The following is an 18,419-nucleotide window of genomic DNA, read 5'->3' as shown; positions in this document are numbered from 1 at the left end:
TTCACGAGCTTGTTTAACAAATTATGGAAAAATGTAATTAAAATGAAAAGAAACAGACCTTTTCTAATTAACAGAAAATTGTCCGTTTCTTTAATTTTTTTCTATAGAATTTAAAACATTTTATTTTTTAGTTGCAAGCCATTTCGCTACACTTTTCGCGTCATTTCCTTGAACAACTCCACTAGGCATTGAACCTCTACCATCATGAATGATATTTTCTATTTCTTTTTCAGAGTATTTCGCTCCGACCTTTTTTAAGCTTGGTCCAATTACACCTTCAAGTTCTCCACCATGGCAGCTAGCACAGCTTTGTTTAAACAACTTTTCCCCACTTGCAACCGATACCGGCTCACCGGAATCATTCTTTTTACTTGTATTATTATTTGAACCACACGCTGTAATCGTTAACAGCATACCACCAGTTATAAAAGCAAGAAGTAGCTTTTTCACAAAAATCATCGCCCCTTTAAAAATCCCATAACTATAGTCTACTACTAATAAAAATATTTATTTTACCTTTTTATGTCAAATTTGTGAAACCTTCTCCAAGAACTTCTGTTGCATCTACGACTGTAATGAAAGCATTTCGATCAACTGACCGAACGATATCACGAAGAGAAGAAAATTCAGATTGATCAAGTACACACATTAATACTAAACGGTCTTCATTTGTATATCCACCAACACCAGTTAGCTTTGTTACTCCACGATCTAATTCGTGAACTATTGCTGTTGTTACAGGCTCCACTTCTGAAGTAATGATTAGTGCCATTTTTGATCTAGCAAGGCCAATTTGAACTAAATCGATTGTTTTACTCGTAACAAAAAGTGCAATCAGTGCATACATACCGCTTTCAAGATTAAAAACAATTGCAGATGTAAGAACAATTAATCCGTCAATAAATGCTACACAAATCCCAAGTGATAAACCAGTATATTTATGAACAATTTGAGCTGCTAAATCTGTTCCACCAGTAGAAGCTTTCCCTCGGAACACGATTCCTAGACCTAAACCAATAAATAGTCCACCAAAAATTGATGCTAAAAGTGGATTATCAGTTGCTGGTTTAATATTGTATAAATCAACTAAATAAACAACAAGTGGAATAAAAATAGTTCCTACTAATGTTTTAGCCCCAAATTGTCTACCTAAGAAAAATACCCCTGCAATAAATAAAGGTATATTAAATGCCCATTGTACAAATGCAGGATTAAATCCCATCGTACTCTTTAAAATCGTCGAAATACCACTTACTCCACCAGAAGCAATATGATTTGGTAATAAAAACACACAAAAAGCGATAGCAATAATTGCAGAACCAACTAATACAAAAAAGTACTCAAAAAACGTTTTTCCCCACCCTACAGTTAGAGCAGTAGAATATCTGACCTTTTTCAAACTTATCCCCCTCAAATATTTCTCACTAACAGACAACTTTTCTATTTTATATCCTTTTTATCGGATACTCTCTCTATTTTTTATTATGAAAAAAACAATAAGATTTAATTACATATAAACAAAATTTACTTTCTACCATTTGTAAAACACCTTAAAAATAAATATGATTCATGTAACTCCCTCACATTAGTAAGGTAAAACCCTTACTACCCCCTAAGTAAAAAAGCTCAAAAGAATAACATCTCCTAATTTAGAAGATGTCCGTTTAGACAAAGTCCAAAAAAATTGATGTTCAGACTAATTGCAAGCGTTTGGCGGGCAGTCTGATAGAAGATGTTTTAGGTTAAAAGATGGATTTACAGACTAACTAAATGATTAAATATACCTCTTTTGTCCTCAAAGATTAGGGCTGGTAAGAAAGAAGTTTCCCCCAATCTTATCAGCCCATTTTTCAACATTAAATCTTAGAACGTAAGTAAGCATCAATAAATGGATCAAGATCTCCATCCATTACTGCATGTACATTACCAACCTCTGTGTTTGTTCGGTGGTCTTTAACCATTGAGTATGGGTGGAAAACATATGAACGAATTTGACTTCCCCAGCCAATTTCTTTTTGTTCTCCACGAATTTCATCTAATTGAGCTTGTTGCTCTTCTATTTTACGTTGATATAGTTTTGCTTTTAACATTTTCATTGCATGTTCACGGTTCTTAATTTGTGAACGCTCTGTTTGACATGTTACTACTGTGTTAGTTGGTACGTGTGTAATACGTACTGCTGAGTCAGTTGTATTAATATGCTGACCACCCGCTCCACTTGCACGATACGTATCAATTTTTAAATCCTCTGTACGAATATCGATTTCAATTTCTTCATTAAACTCAGGCATTATTTCACAAGAAACGAAAGAAGTATGACGGCGACCTGATGAATCGAATGGTGATATACGCACTAAACGATGAACGCCTTTTTCTGCTTTTAAATAGCCATATGCATTATGACCTTTAATCGCTAAAGTTACACTCTTAATACCAGCCTCATCACCAGGTAGATAATCTAAAGTTTCGACTTTAAATCCACGTTTTTCAGCCCATCTAGTATACATACGTAATAACATTGAACCCCAATCTTGAGACTCGGTTCCACCTGCTCCTGGGTGAAGCTCAAGAATTGCATTATTTTTATCATATGGCTCGCTTAATAATAATTGAAGTTCGAAATCATTTAGTTTTCCAGTTAAAGATTTTACTTCAGTTATTAGTTCTTCAAATAGTTCATCGTCATTTTCTTCTTTAACTAACTCATATGTTACTTCAAGATTCTCATATCCATCATTTAAATCATTGAATTCATTAATAACCTCTTTTAAACCATTTACTTCACTAATTACTACTTGTGCAGCTTTTTGATCATCCCAAAAATCTGGCTCTGACATAAATGCTTCAAGCTCATCTAGTCTTGCCTGTTTTGTTTCGACGTCAAAGAGACCCCCTAAATGCTTGAAGGCGTTTCGCCATCTTTTCTAGTTCTTGCTTTACTTCTACTAATTCCATTACATAACACCTCGTTTAAATTTTACGAACAATAAAAAGCAGGTAAAGACAAGTAGTAAAGTGAGAATAACCTTTGAAAGTTACTCTTCTCTTTTAATAACTACTTGCCCTTGCCCCTTTTCATATAGTTTCTATTTTATTAGATTCCTTTACCGTGGCAGTTTTTATACTTCTTACCTGATCCACAAGGACAATCTTCATTACGACCAGTCTCTTCGCCTTTTACGATTGGTTTTTTCTTTACTTCACCATCACCATCATTACTTACATGAATTGCATCGCCTTGTACAGCTTCACGCTCTACGTCAGCTTCAATTTCAGCTTTCATAATAATGCGAGATACTTCTTCTTCTATAGAAGCAATCATCTCTTCAAACATTGCGAAGCCTTCCATTTGATATTCACGTAGTGGATCAATTTGTGCATATGCACGTAAATGGATTCCTTCACGAAGTTGATCCATTGAATCGATATGAGCCATCCATTTGTTATCAACTGTACGTAATAATACAACTTTTTCAAACTCACGCATTTGTTCAATTGGTAAAGCTACCTGTTTTTCTTCGTAACGTTCGAATACTGTTTTTTGAATTAATTCAACCATTTCATCTGGTTCAATTACACGTAATTGTTCAACTGTAATTTCATCTTCATTTAATAAGTTTGCTTCTAAGAAATCAATGATTCCTTCTACATTCCACTCTTCTTGAAGCTGCTCGTTTGGAGTATGAGCTTGAACTACTCTGTTAATAGTACCTTCAATCATATTTTTAACGATTGGTTGTAAATCATCTGAATCAATAACTTCAGAACGTTGAGCATAAATAACTTCACGTTGTTGACGTAATACATCATCGTATTGAAGTAATTGTTTACGAGCATCAAAGTTATTACCTTCTACTCGTTTTTGTGCAGATTCAACTGCACGAGAAACCATTTTACTTTCAATCGGTTGAGAATCATCTAAACCTAAACGGTCCATCATAACTGATAAATTTTCTGAACCGAAACGACGCATTAATTCATCTTCCATTGATAAATAGAAAGTTGTCACACCAGGGTCTCCTTGACGACCAGAACGACCACGTAACTGATTATCAATACGACGGCTTTCATGTCGCTCAGTACCAATAACAGCTAATCCACCAAGCTCACGAATACCTTCACCTAATTTAATATCTGTACCACGACCAGCCATGTTTGTCGCAATAGTAACTGCGCCACGGTGACCAGCTAATGCGATAATATCAGCCTCACGTTCATGGTTCTTCGCATTTAATACTTCGTGTTTAACACCTTTACGTTTTAACAATTGAGATATTAACTCTGAAGTCTCGATCGCTACTGTACCAACTAGAACTGGTTGTCCAGCTTTGTGACGCTCAACGATTTCATCAACAACAGCATTAAATTTTCCACCCATTGTTTTATATACTAAATCTGGTTTATCCATACGAGCGATTGGGCGGTTCGTAGGAATAACTAGAACATTCATATTATAAATATTACGGAACTCTTCTTCCTCAGTTTTTGCTGTACCAGTCATACCAGAAAGCTTTTTATACATACGGAAGTAGTTTTGGAAAGTAATTGTCGCAAGCGTCATACTTTCGTTTTGGATTTTTAATCCTTCTTTCGCTTCAATCGCTTGGTGAAGACCTTCACTGTATCGGCGACCTTTCATCAAACGACCAGTAAATTGGTCAACGATCACAATTTCACCATCTTGAACTACATAATCTACATCATGAGTCATCGTAACATGAGCACGTAATGCCTGAGTAATATGATGGTTTAAGTTAACATTTTTCAAATCAAATAGGTTATCTACGCCAAAAGCTTTCTCTGCACGTGAAATACCATCTTCAGTTAATAAAACAGATTTTGTTTTTACATCATACGTATAATCTTTGTCTAGTTTAAGCATTCCAACAAATGCATTCGCTGCAATATAAGATTGTGCAGACTGTTTTGCTTGTCCAGAAATAATTAACGGAGTACGTGCTTCGTCAATTAAAATTGAGTCAACCTCATCGATAATAGCATAGTTTAGTGGTCGTTGTACTCGTTGTTCAGCGTATACAACCATGTTATCACGTAAATAGTCAAATCCTAATTCATTATTTGTACTATACGTAATATCACAAGCATATGCCTCACGCTTTTCATCTGGTTCCATACTATTTAAATTTAGACCAACAGTAAGTCCTAAGAACTCATACAATTGACCCATTTCACGCGCATCACGACTAGCTAAGTATTCATTGACCGTAACAACGTGAACACCTTCGCTACTTAAAGCATTTAAGTAAACAGGTAAAGTAGAAGTTAAAGTTTTACCTTCCCCTGTTTTCATTTCTGAGATATTACCTTCATGTAAAGAAATTCCACCTAATAACTGTACAGGATATGGAGTCATACCAAGCACACGAGTAGCACCTTCACGAACAACGGCAAACGCTTCAACTAAAATATCATCAAGAGTTTCACCTTTTTGAATACGCTCTTTAAATTCAAATGTTTTACCTCTAAGTTCATCATCAGATAATTTTGTATACTGATCCTGTAAAGATAAAACTTGATCAACTTGTTTTTGCATTTTATTTAATTGTCGCTGATTAAGATCAAAAACCTTTTTTATCATTCCAAGCATTCGTAACGCTCCTCTATTATAAAGTCATAAACTAAAATGTCATTAAGTTAGTAGATACTATTTCTAATTTTATCATTAAATGAAGATAAGTGACAACCTTATGTCGAGATTGTTCTATTAGAATTAATTAATTTTTTTGAAAATAAGTAAATAAGACCAAAAAAGGACTAAGCTAATTCTTCAGCTCAGTCCTTTTATTATTATATTTATTAATTTTATTTGGCTTCAATTAAACCGTAACGACCATCTTTTCTAGCGTAAACGATGTTCGTTTTATTCGTTTCACCATTTAAGAATACAAAGAAGTTATGACCTAACATATTCATTTGTAGCACTGCTTCTTCAGCATCCATAGGTTTTAAATCAAATTGCTTTGTTCGAACTAACTCAATATCATTTTCGTGCTCTTCTACTGCAACAGCTGATTCAGTAGTAGATGGTGCAAACATGAATTTTAATGAACCCTTTTCTCTTAACTTACGATTTACTTTCGTTTTGTGTTTTCTAATTTGACGATCTAGTTTATCAATAACTAAATCGACAGCTGCATACAAATCTGCATGCTCTTCTTCTGCACGTAATAACATATACGTTCCAGGAATAGTTACTTCAATTCTTTGCTTGTCGTGGAATACTTTAGCATTAACTCTCGCCGTTAACTCTTCGTCAAAATAACGATCAAATCGCGATAATTTTTTATCTACGTAATCACGAATCGCTGGAGTAATTTCAATATTTTCGCCTCGGATGTTTAGCATCATATGGGTTTCCTCCTTCATCAAGCTCCAAATAATGAAAGCTGTCATATTTATATTCTACACTTCTATCTCAATTTCCTCCTTGAAATTTTTGTCAAATATGAGAAATCTCTGTGTCCATTTATTGAACTTTTTTGGTTTAGATCAGATTATTTTTTATAATAATTTAAAACAAACAAAGGCTTACTCAAATGAGTAAGCCTTTGTGTTCCGAATCTATATAAGCAAATATTTACTTATTAACGGATAAATTAGATTTTAGTAACATTAGCAGCTTGAGGTCCACGGTTACCTTCAACGATTTCGAAGCTAACTGCTTGGCCTTCTTCTAAAGATTTGTATCCTTCTGCGTTGATAGCTGAGAAATGTACGAATACATCGTCTCCATCTTCACGCTCGATAAATCCAAAACCTTTTTCTGCATTAAACCATTTTACTTTACCTTGCATTCAAATCCATTCCCTTCAGTCGAAAACTTGTGAATCTTCTCCACAATTCAACTATACATCATAAAACTAGGACAAGTCAAAAGTAGCTTATCGCCTTTTTTTTCACGAATTCGACAAATAACGAAAAATTCTAACTATTCCCTTACCTATCATATTCGCTTACCTTCTGACCTGCCCTATTATTATTTTCCTGTTTTATGAAACGAAAATTTATATCATTTTTCCTACTAAAGTTTTTCCTTCTTCATAACCTCTGACCCTACACCTTAAATCTATAAGGTACAGTAGTTACAATAACGCTTCGTTTATGAAGTAAATACGCTCGTAGTAACAAGCTTGATTGATTATGTAAAACATTATGCCAATTTTTTCTCGTAATAAACTGTGGTATTAAAACTGTAATTTCAAAGCCTTGCTCATGAGCTTTAGCTTCCATTTCATCTATTACTTTTAAAAGTGGTCTAGTAATTTCTCGATACTCTGAGTGAGCAACAATGAGTTTTACGTTAGGATTCCAAGCTTCCCATTTTTCTCTCATTTGCTCTTCACTTTCTTTATCAAAAGAAATGTAAACAGCATAAACTTCATCCGCAATACCTTGAGCATATTGCATTGTACGTTCAACTACTTTTGTGATCCCAGCAACGGGAACAACCATAATATTTCCACTAATTTTTTCAGGAATATCATTATTTAATCTTAATTGGTCACCTACTGCTTCATAGTGCTTACGAATTCTTAAGAAAAGAATAACAATTATAGGTAAAAAAACAAATATTGACCAAACTTGATTTAACTTAGTCGTTAAGAAAATAATCGAAACTGTTGCTGAGATAAATGCCCCAACAAAGTTGGCAGTTAATTTCGGCAACCAGCCAGCCGGTTTTTCTCTAATCCATTTAATTACCATACCTGTTTGAGAAAGTGTAAATGGTACAAATACACCAACAGCATATAATGGAATTAACGCTTCTGTTTTACCTTGGAAAGCAATAATTAATAAAATTGAAGCTACACCAAGGGTAATAATACCATTTGAATATCCTAGACGATCTCCTCGAAGTAAGTACATTCTTGGCATAAATTTATCACTTGCTAAGTTATAAGCTAGTAATGGGAATGCAGAAAATCCTGTATTAGCTGCTAATACAAGGATTAGCGCCGTTGTCCCTTGTATAAAGAAATAGATTATATTTCGTCCGAAAATATCGGAACCTAATTGGGACATAACTGTTTCTTCTGCATTTGGTACAATTCCATACCAGTAAGATAAAAACATAACTCCCGAAAATAGTACTGCTAAAATCGAACCCATCATCAATAGTGTTTTTGCCGCATTTTTATCTGAAGGCACTTTAAAGTTCGGAATTGCATTTGAAATTGCTTCTACACCAGTTAAGGCCGAGCAACCAGATGAAAATGCTTTTAAAAGAATAAAGAGCGAAATCCCTGGAACAACCGTACCAATAGCTGAATGCGCTGTTTGTGGCGCATGGCCTGTAAAGACATTATATAAACCTACGATAATGATAATAACAAGTGCTACAACGAATAAATAAACTGGATATGCTAATATCGAAGCAGATTCAGTTAGTCCACGTAAGTTTAAAATTGTAATACATATAACTAGAATAACAGCAATAAAGACTGTATGAGCGTGCAAAACTGGAAAGGCGGACGTAATCGCGTCCGTTCCTGCTGACACACTAACCGCTACTGTCAAGATATAGTCAACTAGCAAAGATCCACCGGCAACTAAACCTGGAATAACACCAAGGTTTTGTTTAGATACGACATAAGCGCCTCCACCATGTGGATAACTAAAAATAATTTGGCGATAAGATAAAATTAATGCTAATAATAAAATCAGAACGCCTATACCAATCGGAACCGAATACCAATACGCTACCGCTCCAACTGTAGTTAAAACGATCAGAATCTGCTCTGGACCGTATGCTACTGAAGAAAGCGCATCTGACGATAGGATCGCCAAGGCCTTCGTATTCGATAACCTTTGTTCACTTAACTCTGTTGACTTAAGTGGTTTACCAATTAAGTATCGTTTTAAAATCGATAACATATGTGCACCTCTACATAAAAAGTTAAAAACTAAACCATTTGAGTTTATCACATTATTAGAAAAAATTGTGTGATATATTAAGAAAATCTTTCCATAAATATATTAAGGTTTTGACAAAATAATTAATATTAACTTTCCTCCAAATCAATTTAAAATACAATAAATTGAAAGGCCACTTTAAAAACTTCACGACTTTATTAATAGAAGCTTTCGTTTCCTCTGAAAATCCTTTTTAATTTCCTTAACTACATTCAGAAAGAACTTAACCTATCTGCTAAGTTCTTCCCTATTTTCTTCTTATATAAAAAACATTTTAGTACAATTCGATTGTCGGCCTTGATCCAACTAGTTTAATGCTTAACTTCTTAATTTATCTCTTTTTTTAGTCTTTTGTTTTATCTTTATTTCTTATTAAAATAACTAAGCATTTTTTCAGCCACTTTCATTGGTTGAACTTTGTATGTTCCCTCGTCAATTTGTTTTTTTAATTGCTGTATACGTTCATCACGTTTCGCGATTATCTGATTGGCGATTAGATTATCCTTCGCTTGAGGGGAGATTTCTATTTTTCCTTCTTGTTCTCGTTTATTTAGTTCGATTTTTTCTATGTTGTATTGATGTAAATGAACTTTATCCTCATCAGATGTATTACCCTTCACTTTTCTCACCTCATCGCTAATCGTTTTATACCTCGTCACTTTATTATTAATTATATTTTTGTTTTATTCTGCCCAATGACCACTATTTATATCGGTAAAACTAGTGGTAAAATTAAGTCCTTTTATACATGACAAGTTACCTAGTTTTATGCCCGAACCAAGGTGAGTGAATGTACTTCCGTAGCACCATTTTGTAACAATATTGTTGCGGCATCTTGTACCGTTTTACCAGTTGTATACACATCATCAAGTATTACGATCGATTCGTTATCGAATTTTACCTCACCACAAAAAGAAAAAACTTGTTCTCGGCTTAGTCTCTCATAACGGTTTAACTTACTTTGTTTTTCAGTATGAATTCTTTCTAAACAATTTGTTAAGTTTAAACCTGCGTATTGTGCGAGTACTTCAACTTGATTAAAACCTCTTTCCTTTAGTCTCGCATCACTTAGAGGTATTGGAACTATTTTATAATTTTCGAAAGAATTTTCATAGTATTCCCTCAAATCACTTGCAAATATAGATGCTAATTGAACATCACCAAAAAATTTAAAATTATTGAGCCATTCTTTTACTTCATTTGTGTAATGAAATATCGACTTATTAATAATTAACGGCATATCTGGCTTTAACCTCATATACTCTATACAATTTTTACAATGCTTTTGATTCTCCATAATATAACCACAACAAATTTCACAAACAGGACCGATAATTCTTTTAAATTTCGCTAGACATTGTGAACAAACTGATTCATTGCTTTGAAAAAACAATTTATGCAAGGAGAACTTCTCAATAAATCGAACACCACAATATACACAAATCACTTATGATCCAACCAACCTTTCTCGAAACCTAAATGATTCATTAGAAGTATCTGCTTTTTAGCTTTGACCATTTCTTCGCTAATTCCATTGTGAAAAAAGATAACTTCTCCATTTGCATATTTAATATGCCTACCAGCACGCCCAGCAATTTGAACTAGTGCACTTTCAGTAAAGATCTCTTCATCAGCGCCTATTACCGCAATTTGGCTATTCGAAATCGTAACGCCTCTCTCTAAAATTGTCGTTGTGATTAAAACTTGAGTATCACCATTTCGAAAAGCACTTACTTTTTCATGTCTTTGAGGATCTTGACTATGAACTGATGCTGATTTTATTGTTATCTTTTTAACAGCCTCTTCTATAAAAATACATTCATTAATTGTAGGGACAAACAAAAAGATTGGGCAGCTTTTTTGAATAAATAATTTTATCCATTTTTCTAAAGAAGTTGGAAGTTCTTGTGATTTGCGGATCGTTTTACGCCAGTTACCAATCCATTCAAAGCTCGGTACTGGTAGGGGTTGCCTATGGTATCTTGCGGGGACCATTACATTTTTGATTTTATCTTTAAGTGCAAGTAGTTGTTGTTCACTAGAGGGGGTAGCAGTCATTTGTACTGTAGAACCTTTAATTGTTCTTGATTCATTTGCAACCCAGTGCAAATGTGTTTCAATATTATAAGGAAAAGCATCAACTTCATCGATAATTAATAAGTGGAAGGTACGCCTAAATTTCATTAACTGATGTACTGTACAAATTGTTATCCTATTTCCATCCCATATCTCTTCACTACCTCCATAAAGTACTGAAATTGAAATAGTAGGGAAGGCTTGTCTGAATCTAGTCGCTAGCTCTAAAACAACGTCAACTCTAGGAGTTGTAATACAAACGAATTTACCTTGCTGAAGTGCAGCTTCAATCCCTTCAAACAACATTTCTGTTTTTCCTGCACCACAAACTGCCCAAAGTAGCAAATTCTGATTTTCGTTCACAGCTTCAACTACTTTAATAGATGCTTCTTTTTGCTGAGGTGAAAGTTTTCCATCCCATTCGAGTCCAGTAATTGATGAATCTAATTTCATATCAACTTCATTAATGACTAGCTCTATACATGTCGACATTTTTCCCATAATGATACATTTTCGACAATATGTACACAGTGATGAACATTTTGCACAAAAGTGAGTAGCGAAAAAGTGTTGATTTTGATTACCACAACGGAAGCATTGATAACGAGTTTTAACTTTTTGAACCGCTTGAATGACTAGACTGGTTGGAGGGATATCCTGATGATTTGTTGAGGGGAGAAGTTGGAGTTTTCTACCGTAAAATTTGTCCATTTATTAACCTACTTTCTTTTAGTAATTGCCCAATATGGGCATCTTTCAATATTACATTCAATCAGTCACTAATAGCATGAACACTAGTGAAAATTTCTTGTCAGCTATATAAATAATTTGTGTCTTTAACATTTGTTAAGCATACCCAATTCATTACGATAGCAAATTTTCACAGCACAAAACAAAAAAAGCCCCTAATCAAAGGAGCTCCTTCTCAAACAACATACCAACCCAATCCTAAGGCACCTTCACCAAGATGCGTTCCAATTACTGGGCCAAAATATGAAGTTTCTATTTCAACATTCGGATATGTTTCACTAAGTTGTTGGGCTAATTTTTTTGCATCTTCTTCACGATTTGAGTGAATAACGACTGCTTTCATTTTTTCGCCTTTTGATGCAACTTCGCCAAATAAATCTGTAATTCGTTTCATTGCCTTTTTTTCAGTTCGGATTTTTTCAAAGGCTACAATTTGTTTGTCTACAAATGTTAGAATTGGCTTTACTTGAAGCAAACTTCCTACAAATGCTTGTGCACTAGAAAGTCTTCCACCGCGTTGTAAGTGATCTAAATCAAAAACCATGAAGTAAGCATTTGCAGATTTTTTTATTTCATCTAAACGCTCAATGATTTCAGTTGGTCCAGCACCATCCTTTGCCATTTTCGCAGCCTCAATGACATAAAACCCTTGGACCATGCAGCTAATTTCTGAATCATAAGCGACTACTTCTAAGTTATCAATCATTGAACCAGCTGATACAATACTCTGATATGTTCCACTAATTCCACTTGATAAAGTGATTGCAACAACAGCCTCATATTCTTTTGATAGCTGTTCAAATTTTTCAATTATCGTGCCGTATGCAGGCTGTGAAGTTTTTGGAAGCTCCTTTTGTTCACGGACCTTGAGGAAAAATTGTTCGGCTGTAATTTCAACTTCTTCTTGGTAGGACGCATCTCCGAAGATTACATTAAGGGGTAACATATGTATATCTAAAGAATCTCTTACTTCCTTTGGGATATAAGATGTACTATCTGTAACAATTGCAGTTCTCATTGTCATATCCTTTCTTATTATATATAGTAACGTTTATCTATGTATTTAATGGTTTAATTTTACACAACTAATTAAGTAAAATCATTGTATTTCATTCTCTTTACTCTGAGCCAATTCGACAATTCAGTTAGACTTAGAAAGACTTATTATACTTAAAAGCCTCTTTATTGAAAAGAAAAAGTGGGCATTATTTTATTGATTCCATGTTTCAGACTAAAGGTGTAAAATCAAATTAATTGCACTTTGTCTAAAAAATAAAACAGAGTACCGATCTTCCGATACTCTGTTTTTGCACCTAACTATTTCACTTCAACCCAAGCGTTACGAATTGCCGTTACTACAGCGTGAGTACGATCATTTACTTCTAACTTTTGCAGAATATTACTTACATGGTTTTTGACAGTTTTTTCACTAATGAAGAGAGCTTCACCTATAGCACGGTTACTTTTACCATCTGCTAACATTTGAAGTACTTCACATTCTCTTCTAGTAAGTAAATGTAATGGACGGCGTACTTCTACTTCGCGAGATTTAAATAACTGTTCCTTAAGTGATAGTCTTCTAAATTCTTCTACTAGATTGTGAGTAATCTTCGGATGTAAATAACATCCACCTTTTGTAACGACTTTAATCGCTTCAATTAGTGTATCTGAGTCCATTTCTTTTAATAAATAGCCTCTTGCACCCACCTTTAGGACATGAGTTACATATGATTCATCATCATGAATTGACAAAATGATTACTTTTGCATCAGGATATTTTTCTAGTAATGCTTTTGTAGCAGTTACTCCGTTCATTGTCGGCATGTTTATATCAACAATTAATACATCTACTTGATGTTGATCCATGATACCTACGACCTCTGTACCGTCTGAACCTTCAGCAACAACATCAAAACTCTCTTCAAAATCTAGGATTCTCTTAATTCCTTCACGAAACAGTTTATGATCATCTACAATTGCAATTCTAGTTTTCATTTCATTACTCCTCTGTTTATTTGTTCTAGTTTGCTAATCTATCGAAATTTGTATAAATTGGTATTTTTTTCTAAATTATAGTATATTCTAACATGTTTTACGGGTGGTTTGGACGCAAATATCCAAAAACATGAAATAAAATTTTACTTTTAAAAATTTTCAGACGTTTCATTTTGAAATACCATTTCTAACTCATTCTCTATTTCTACATCTAAAGTAATGCTAATTGTCGTACCTACTTCTAGTATTGATTCGATTTTAAAATCACCATTTAGTAACTCAACGCGTTCTTTCATTCCTATTAATCCAAAAGAGTTTTCGCTTTGGCCATCTTCAACAGGAAAACCAACTCCATCATCCTGTACTAAAACATTAATTTTATTTCTTAAAAACTCTAATCTAACAAAAATTGTTGATGGATTAGCATGCTTACATGCGTTTTGAACTGCCTCTTGGACGATTCTAAAGATCGCAACTTCTATTTTTGAATTAAGTCTTTTTTTGCTTTGACCGCAATATTCAAATTTAATTTCAATATACTTATACGACTCAAGCGATTTTAAATATTTATTAAGGGCTGGAACTAATCCTAAATCATCTAATGCCACTGGGCGTAGATCGTATATAATTCTTCTTACTTCCCCTAGCGCACAACGGACTTGTTCCTTTATATCACCTAATTCCTTTCTTGCATCCTCTTCTGGTCTTTGGCGATATGTTTTAATTAAAAAATCTGATTGCATTAATATACTAGCCAACGTTTGGGCAGGCCCATCATGTATTTCACGTGATAACTTTATGCGCTCTTCTTCCTGAGCTTGTATCAATTGAAATCCAAATTCTTGTTTTTGTTTTACATCTTCAAGTAAATGACTAACTTGCTTAAAGTCTGTATTAAGGTAGTTTAAAACAATTGAAATACGGGCAACTAACAATTCGGCTTTTTGTAGTTTCTCTAACAAAATCTGAAGTTTATATTCTAATTCTTTTCTACGATGGTTTAGAACTTTTTCTTCTTTTAATGAAAGAATATGCTGTTCCTGGATATTTTGGGCTGTTTCATATACTGCCTTTACTTGAGATTCAGTATATCTAGTATAATCCCCATCTACTTCAGTTAATTTTTGGCGTGCCGCTCGTGCTAATAAGTCTAATCTAACCGTATTTTCAATCTTCTCTACTACTTGTAATTTTACTTCTTCAAGCTCTACTCTTAATGTCTCGTATTCAGAGCGAGTATCTTCAACAATTCCAAACACATGGGACTTACTATCTATAACAGATGAGAGCATATTATCCATGATTTCGTCTAGTGTCTGATTGTCCATTTTCCTAGCTGTCATTCACCTTTTCCCCCATTAGCCTATTACTAAATGACTAATAAATTTATGTATATTTAATATTATAATGTAATTAGGATTATAATTGTACAAAAATTTGAAATAAGCAAAAATTTTTATATTTTCCGATTCAACCCTTATATTTCCAATATATATTGGTATTTTATTATATTTTTTAAAAAATACATACCCTTCTATAACATCCTTAACACAATGTTAACAAGTATTACAAATATATTACGATTGACCCAATAAAAAAGCTGATTCCCGTAAAAGAATCAGCTTTTTGCCTATTTATTGATTGGTACTATTTTCATTTTCAGAACTACTATCTGAATTAATTGTATTAGTTGTATTTTTTGCAGGTGGTTTTTCTAAACCTAAGTGAACACGGAAATTGCTAGTAATTTCGCTTACACTCTCCTCTTCAGGAACATAATAGTAAATACCGTGAATCGTATCGTCGTGACCTTTTAGTTTTATTGTTTCTAAGTCATTTTCAGAGATATTAGGTAAATGCTTCGCAAGTGAAATACCACCGCTCATTTTCATGTTCGTACTAATATTTTTGCTGAACACTTTCGCATATTGATCCATTTTCATGATTGTTTCAGGTGATTTTATTTCATTTAAGATCGCTTTAATTACTTGCTGTTGTCTTTCTTCACGCCCAAAATCACCACGAGGATCACGTTTACGCATACGTGAATACGCTAATGCCTGTTGTCCATCTAAATGCATCATACCTTTTGTAAAGTAAACCTTTTTCCTTGGTGTAGTATCTGTATTTTCCCAGAAGTCAAAAGGTACATCAACATCTATTCCACCAACAGCGTCAACTATGTTTTTAAAGCCATTAAAGTCGACAGTAACGTAATAATCAATTGGTACATTTAAGAATTGCTCAACAGTATCAACTGTTAATTGTAAACCGCCATATGAATATGCATGGTTTATTTTAGTTTTATCTGCATGTCCAGGGATACTTACATATGTATCACGAGGAATACTCATTGTTTTAATTGTCTCTTCTTTTGGATTAAAGGTAGCAAGAATCATCGAGTCAGTTCGTCCACCCTTTCCACCAGTTGAATAGTTCTCAATCCCTAAGAAGAGAATCGATATTGGATCTTTCGATATTGCAACTTTTTCATTTCTTAAGTTTGAAGAAATGTCTTCTCCTTTTGTTGCTTTATTTAATTCTAGATATGTTCTAACGCCTTTATATCCTACAAACACTAAGGCTACTACAATGACAAGTAATAATAGCCTACCAATTAAGCCTCTCTTTTTCTTTCTTCTTTTCTTGGCCATTTTTCGAGAATGATTCTGATTCATACGTTCGAAGAGACCTCCTTTAAAGTTAGTATGATTGTTCTATTTGAAATTAGTCAAAAATTCACTATTTATAATAGCTAAACTACTACATGTATTTAACAATACTTTCATTTATATGGCAACTACCATTTGTTAACTCAATCATCCAGTTTTTGAAGATATCTACTTCATCAATCTTAATCCAAAGTTCAAAGCTTACATCTTCCATGTGGTTAACATTTTCTAAATGATAATGTGAGTTACGTAAAGCGAACTCTACTTTACCTAACAATTTATAATTAATCTTTATGTTCATTACTTTTACTAATGAGCGCTCAACAATTCCAACAGCGTTTAACCCTTCACTGACTGCCTGTCCATATGCACGAATTAATCCTCCTGCTCCAAGCTTTTTACCGCCAAAATACCTTGTTACAACAACAACAGTATCTTTTAATCCTCTCTTTTTCAAAACTTCTAACATTGGAACCCCAGCCGTACCACTCGGTTCACCATCATCATTGGCTTTTTGAATTTCATCGTTTTCACCGATTAAATAAGCTGAGCAATTATGGGATGCATCAAAATGCTTTTTTTTAATTTCTGAAATGAATCGTTGCGCATCAACTTCAGTTTTCGCTTCATTTATGTAACAAATAAATTTCGATTTTTCAATCTCAATCTCATGACTACCAAAGCCACAAACCGTGAAATAATTCGCTAGCATTTAACACCTAACCTTTCGACTAAATTAAACAAAAATTTCGACTCACTTCAATATATTACTACAATTATTCATTCCATTCCTTAAAAAACACTAACATTCTTCAAAAGTAAGTATTTACTGACAAGATTTTATACAGTAACATTAGTAATAATGCTTAATTATCTAGTAGGAAACTTTAAGCAACTACAATATGATCAGCCGATTTGATCTAATCATTTCATACAGAAGTATAGTTTTCTTATTCATACGAATTTCAAACTGTCTATCCGCTATGCATAAAAAAATTTATATCATCTACTGCTTCCACATCAAGAGATTTCTACTCAATTTAAATTAAATTTAACCATATTGAAAACTAAATGATATCCATTTCATCTTTAATCATATCTAGTCATGACCCCACTAATATTTGTTTTTTCATTTACTATTTAAAGTTTTATACAAAAGTTTATTCGGCTTACGCTTTTTTCGAGGAAGAAGATTATCTAAACGTTCAAAAAATATTAGAATCATATTTCTTCTGCGGTAATAAGTTTAATAATGCGGTGATTAAAACTGCGGTTAATAAGAGCATTTTATTTACCATCATAAAATTAAAAGGGACACTCCACTCTGAAAATTATATATAGTCCTTTATGAGACTTTATAAATTATAAATTGCGTTAACTTAATTCAAAGCCAAATAGAACAGCGATGAAAAGTGCTAAACGAATGTTTGACATAAGTTTAAAAATCTTGGGCAATTACAAAAGAGGGAGTTGATTTTTGGAAGAAAATAAAAATAGGATTACTTATGATTTAAAGTAAGGATAAAAAACCTAAATTTATTCATAATAAATTATAAGGAGAATCATCAAAATATTGTTATTACATACCCAATTACAAAACAAAGGTAATTAAAAGGTAGTAAAATCCTCTTTTGTTCTTATATCAGATGCTTTTATTTAGTTATTTTCTTACAATAACGTATGATAGTGCATTTAAGTATGGAGACATCTATATGGGGTTTTGATTTCTTTGGAAAAGTGCTATTCAAAGCGACGTATTTTTCCACTTACTTTATGCTAAAATAATAATAACTAAAAAGTCGACCTGGACAAAAACTTGATCTATTACTAATTAATGTAATGCCGATTAATAAATCATTCTTGCACACACTACAAGTGTAAGGTACCCTTGTGAACTTTTTATGTGGAGTAATAAGCCTGTAACATAAAATTAATTTGATTTTTTTCTGCGAACATTTATAATTGTTATGATGTTATACAACGTAAACGTTA

At 33.3% G+C, this 18,419-nt stretch carries 15 protein-coding genes; all 15 read right to left on the bottom strand.

What is annotated here, in order from left to right; all coding sequences use genetic code 11:
- Nucleotides 1-120: 120 nt before the first annotated feature.
- The 15 genes from cccB to ACFWM3_RS02525 all read right to left on the bottom strand — a co-directional run bounded on the left by cccB (nucleotide 121) and on the right by ACFWM3_RS02525 (nucleotide 17,139).
- Nucleotides 121-459: a cytochrome c551 gene (gene cccB / locus ACFWM3_RS02595; protein WP_056469543.1), complete on the bottom strand. Its 339-nt coding sequence runs from the start codon at nucleotides 457-459 to the stop codon at nucleotides 121-123.
- Nucleotides 460-520: 61 nt separating this feature from the next.
- Entirely contained in the window at nucleotides 521-1,399 is an 879-nt protein-coding gene (locus ACFWM3_RS02590; protein WP_335407933.1) for a YitT family protein, read from the bottom strand.
- Between the two features lie 457 nt (nucleotides 1,400-1,856).
- Nucleotides 1,857-2,955 (bottom strand): peptide chain release factor 2 gene (gene prfB / locus ACFWM3_RS02585; protein WP_286131654.1). Its coding sequence is split into 2 segments (ribosomal slippage): nucleotides 1,857-2,891 and nucleotides 2,893-2,955, totalling 1,098 coding nucleotides; the frame shifts between segments, so codons are not numbered across the junction.
- A 139-nt stretch (nucleotides 2,956-3,094) separates the two neighbouring features.
- The gene (secA, locus tag ACFWM3_RS02580; RefSeq protein WP_056469537.1) at nucleotides 3,095-5,608 is read right to left on the bottom strand and encodes a preprotein translocase subunit SecA; all 2,514 of its coding nucleotides are present in this window, start codon (nucleotides 5,606-5,608) and stop codon (nucleotides 3,095-3,097) included.
- 215 nt (nucleotides 5,609-5,823) lie between these two features.
- Complete coding sequence (gene hpf / locus ACFWM3_RS02575) at nucleotides 5,824-6,369, bottom strand: ribosome hibernation-promoting factor, HPF/YfiA family (RefSeq protein ID WP_056469534.1); 546 nt, start codon at nucleotides 6,367-6,369, stop codon at nucleotides 5,824-5,826.
- A gap of 248 nt (nucleotides 6,370-6,617) precedes the next feature.
- Nucleotides 6,618-6,815 carry a cold-shock protein CspD gene (gene cspD / locus ACFWM3_RS02570; protein ID WP_056469532.1) on the bottom strand — a complete coding sequence of 66 codons (198 nt, stop codon included), beginning with the start codon at nucleotides 6,813-6,815 and terminating at the stop codon, nucleotides 6,618-6,620.
- Between the two features lie 259 nt (nucleotides 6,816-7,074).
- The gene (locus ACFWM3_RS02565; protein ID WP_390310059.1) at nucleotides 7,075-8,895 is read right to left on the bottom strand and encodes an APC family permease; all 1,821 of its coding nucleotides are present in this window, start codon (nucleotides 8,893-8,895) and stop codon (nucleotides 7,075-7,077) included.
- 401 nt (nucleotides 8,896-9,296) lie between these two features.
- Nucleotides 9,297-9,554: a flagellar biosynthesis anti-sigma factor FlgM gene (locus tag ACFWM3_RS02560; RefSeq protein WP_390310058.1), complete on the bottom strand. Its 258-nt coding sequence runs from the start codon at nucleotides 9,552-9,554 to the stop codon at nucleotides 9,297-9,299.
- Nucleotides 9,555-9,700: 146 nt separating this feature from the next.
- A complete protein-coding gene (locus ACFWM3_RS02555) occupies nucleotides 9,701-10,231 on the bottom strand; it encodes a ComF family protein (RefSeq protein WP_390310056.1) in 531 nt (176 codons plus the stop codon).
- A 146-nt stretch (nucleotides 10,232-10,377) separates the two neighbouring features.
- A complete protein-coding gene (locus ACFWM3_RS02550) occupies nucleotides 10,378-11,721 on the bottom strand; it encodes an ATP-dependent helicase ComFA (RefSeq protein WP_390310055.1) in 1,344 nt (447 codons plus the stop codon).
- A 214-nt stretch (nucleotides 11,722-11,935) separates the two neighbouring features.
- Entirely contained in the window at nucleotides 11,936-12,778 is an 843-nt protein-coding gene (locus tag ACFWM3_RS02545) for a DegV family protein (RefSeq protein WP_390310053.1), read from the bottom strand.
- Between the two features lie 299 nt (nucleotides 12,779-13,077).
- A complete protein-coding gene (locus ACFWM3_RS02540) occupies nucleotides 13,078-13,755 on the bottom strand; it encodes a response regulator (RefSeq protein ID WP_056469515.1) in 678 nt (225 codons plus the stop codon).
- Nucleotides 13,756-13,904: 149 nt separating this feature from the next.
- Entirely contained in the window at nucleotides 13,905-15,098 is a 1,194-nt protein-coding gene (locus ACFWM3_RS02535; RefSeq protein WP_390310051.1) for a sensor histidine kinase, read from the bottom strand.
- A gap of 291 nt (nucleotides 15,099-15,389) precedes the next feature.
- On the bottom strand, nucleotides 15,390-16,433 hold the full coding sequence (locus ACFWM3_RS02530; RefSeq protein WP_390310050.1) for an LCP family protein: 1,044 nt from the start codon (nucleotides 16,431-16,433) through the stop codon (nucleotides 15,390-15,392).
- 85 nt (nucleotides 16,434-16,518) lie between these two features.
- Nucleotides 16,519-17,139 carry a YigZ family protein gene (locus ACFWM3_RS02525; protein WP_056469508.1) on the bottom strand — a complete coding sequence of 207 codons (621 nt, stop codon included), beginning with the start codon at nucleotides 17,137-17,139 and terminating at the stop codon, nucleotides 16,519-16,521.
- Between the last annotated feature and the right edge of the window lie 1,280 nt (nucleotides 17,140-18,419).

Source organism: Gottfriedia sp. NPDC058432 (genome assembly GCF_042721555.1).
GTDB lineage: Bacteria > Bacillota > Bacilli > Bacillales > Bacillaceae_G > Gottfriedia.
This window is presented reverse-complemented; position numbering and strand designations above follow the sequence as displayed.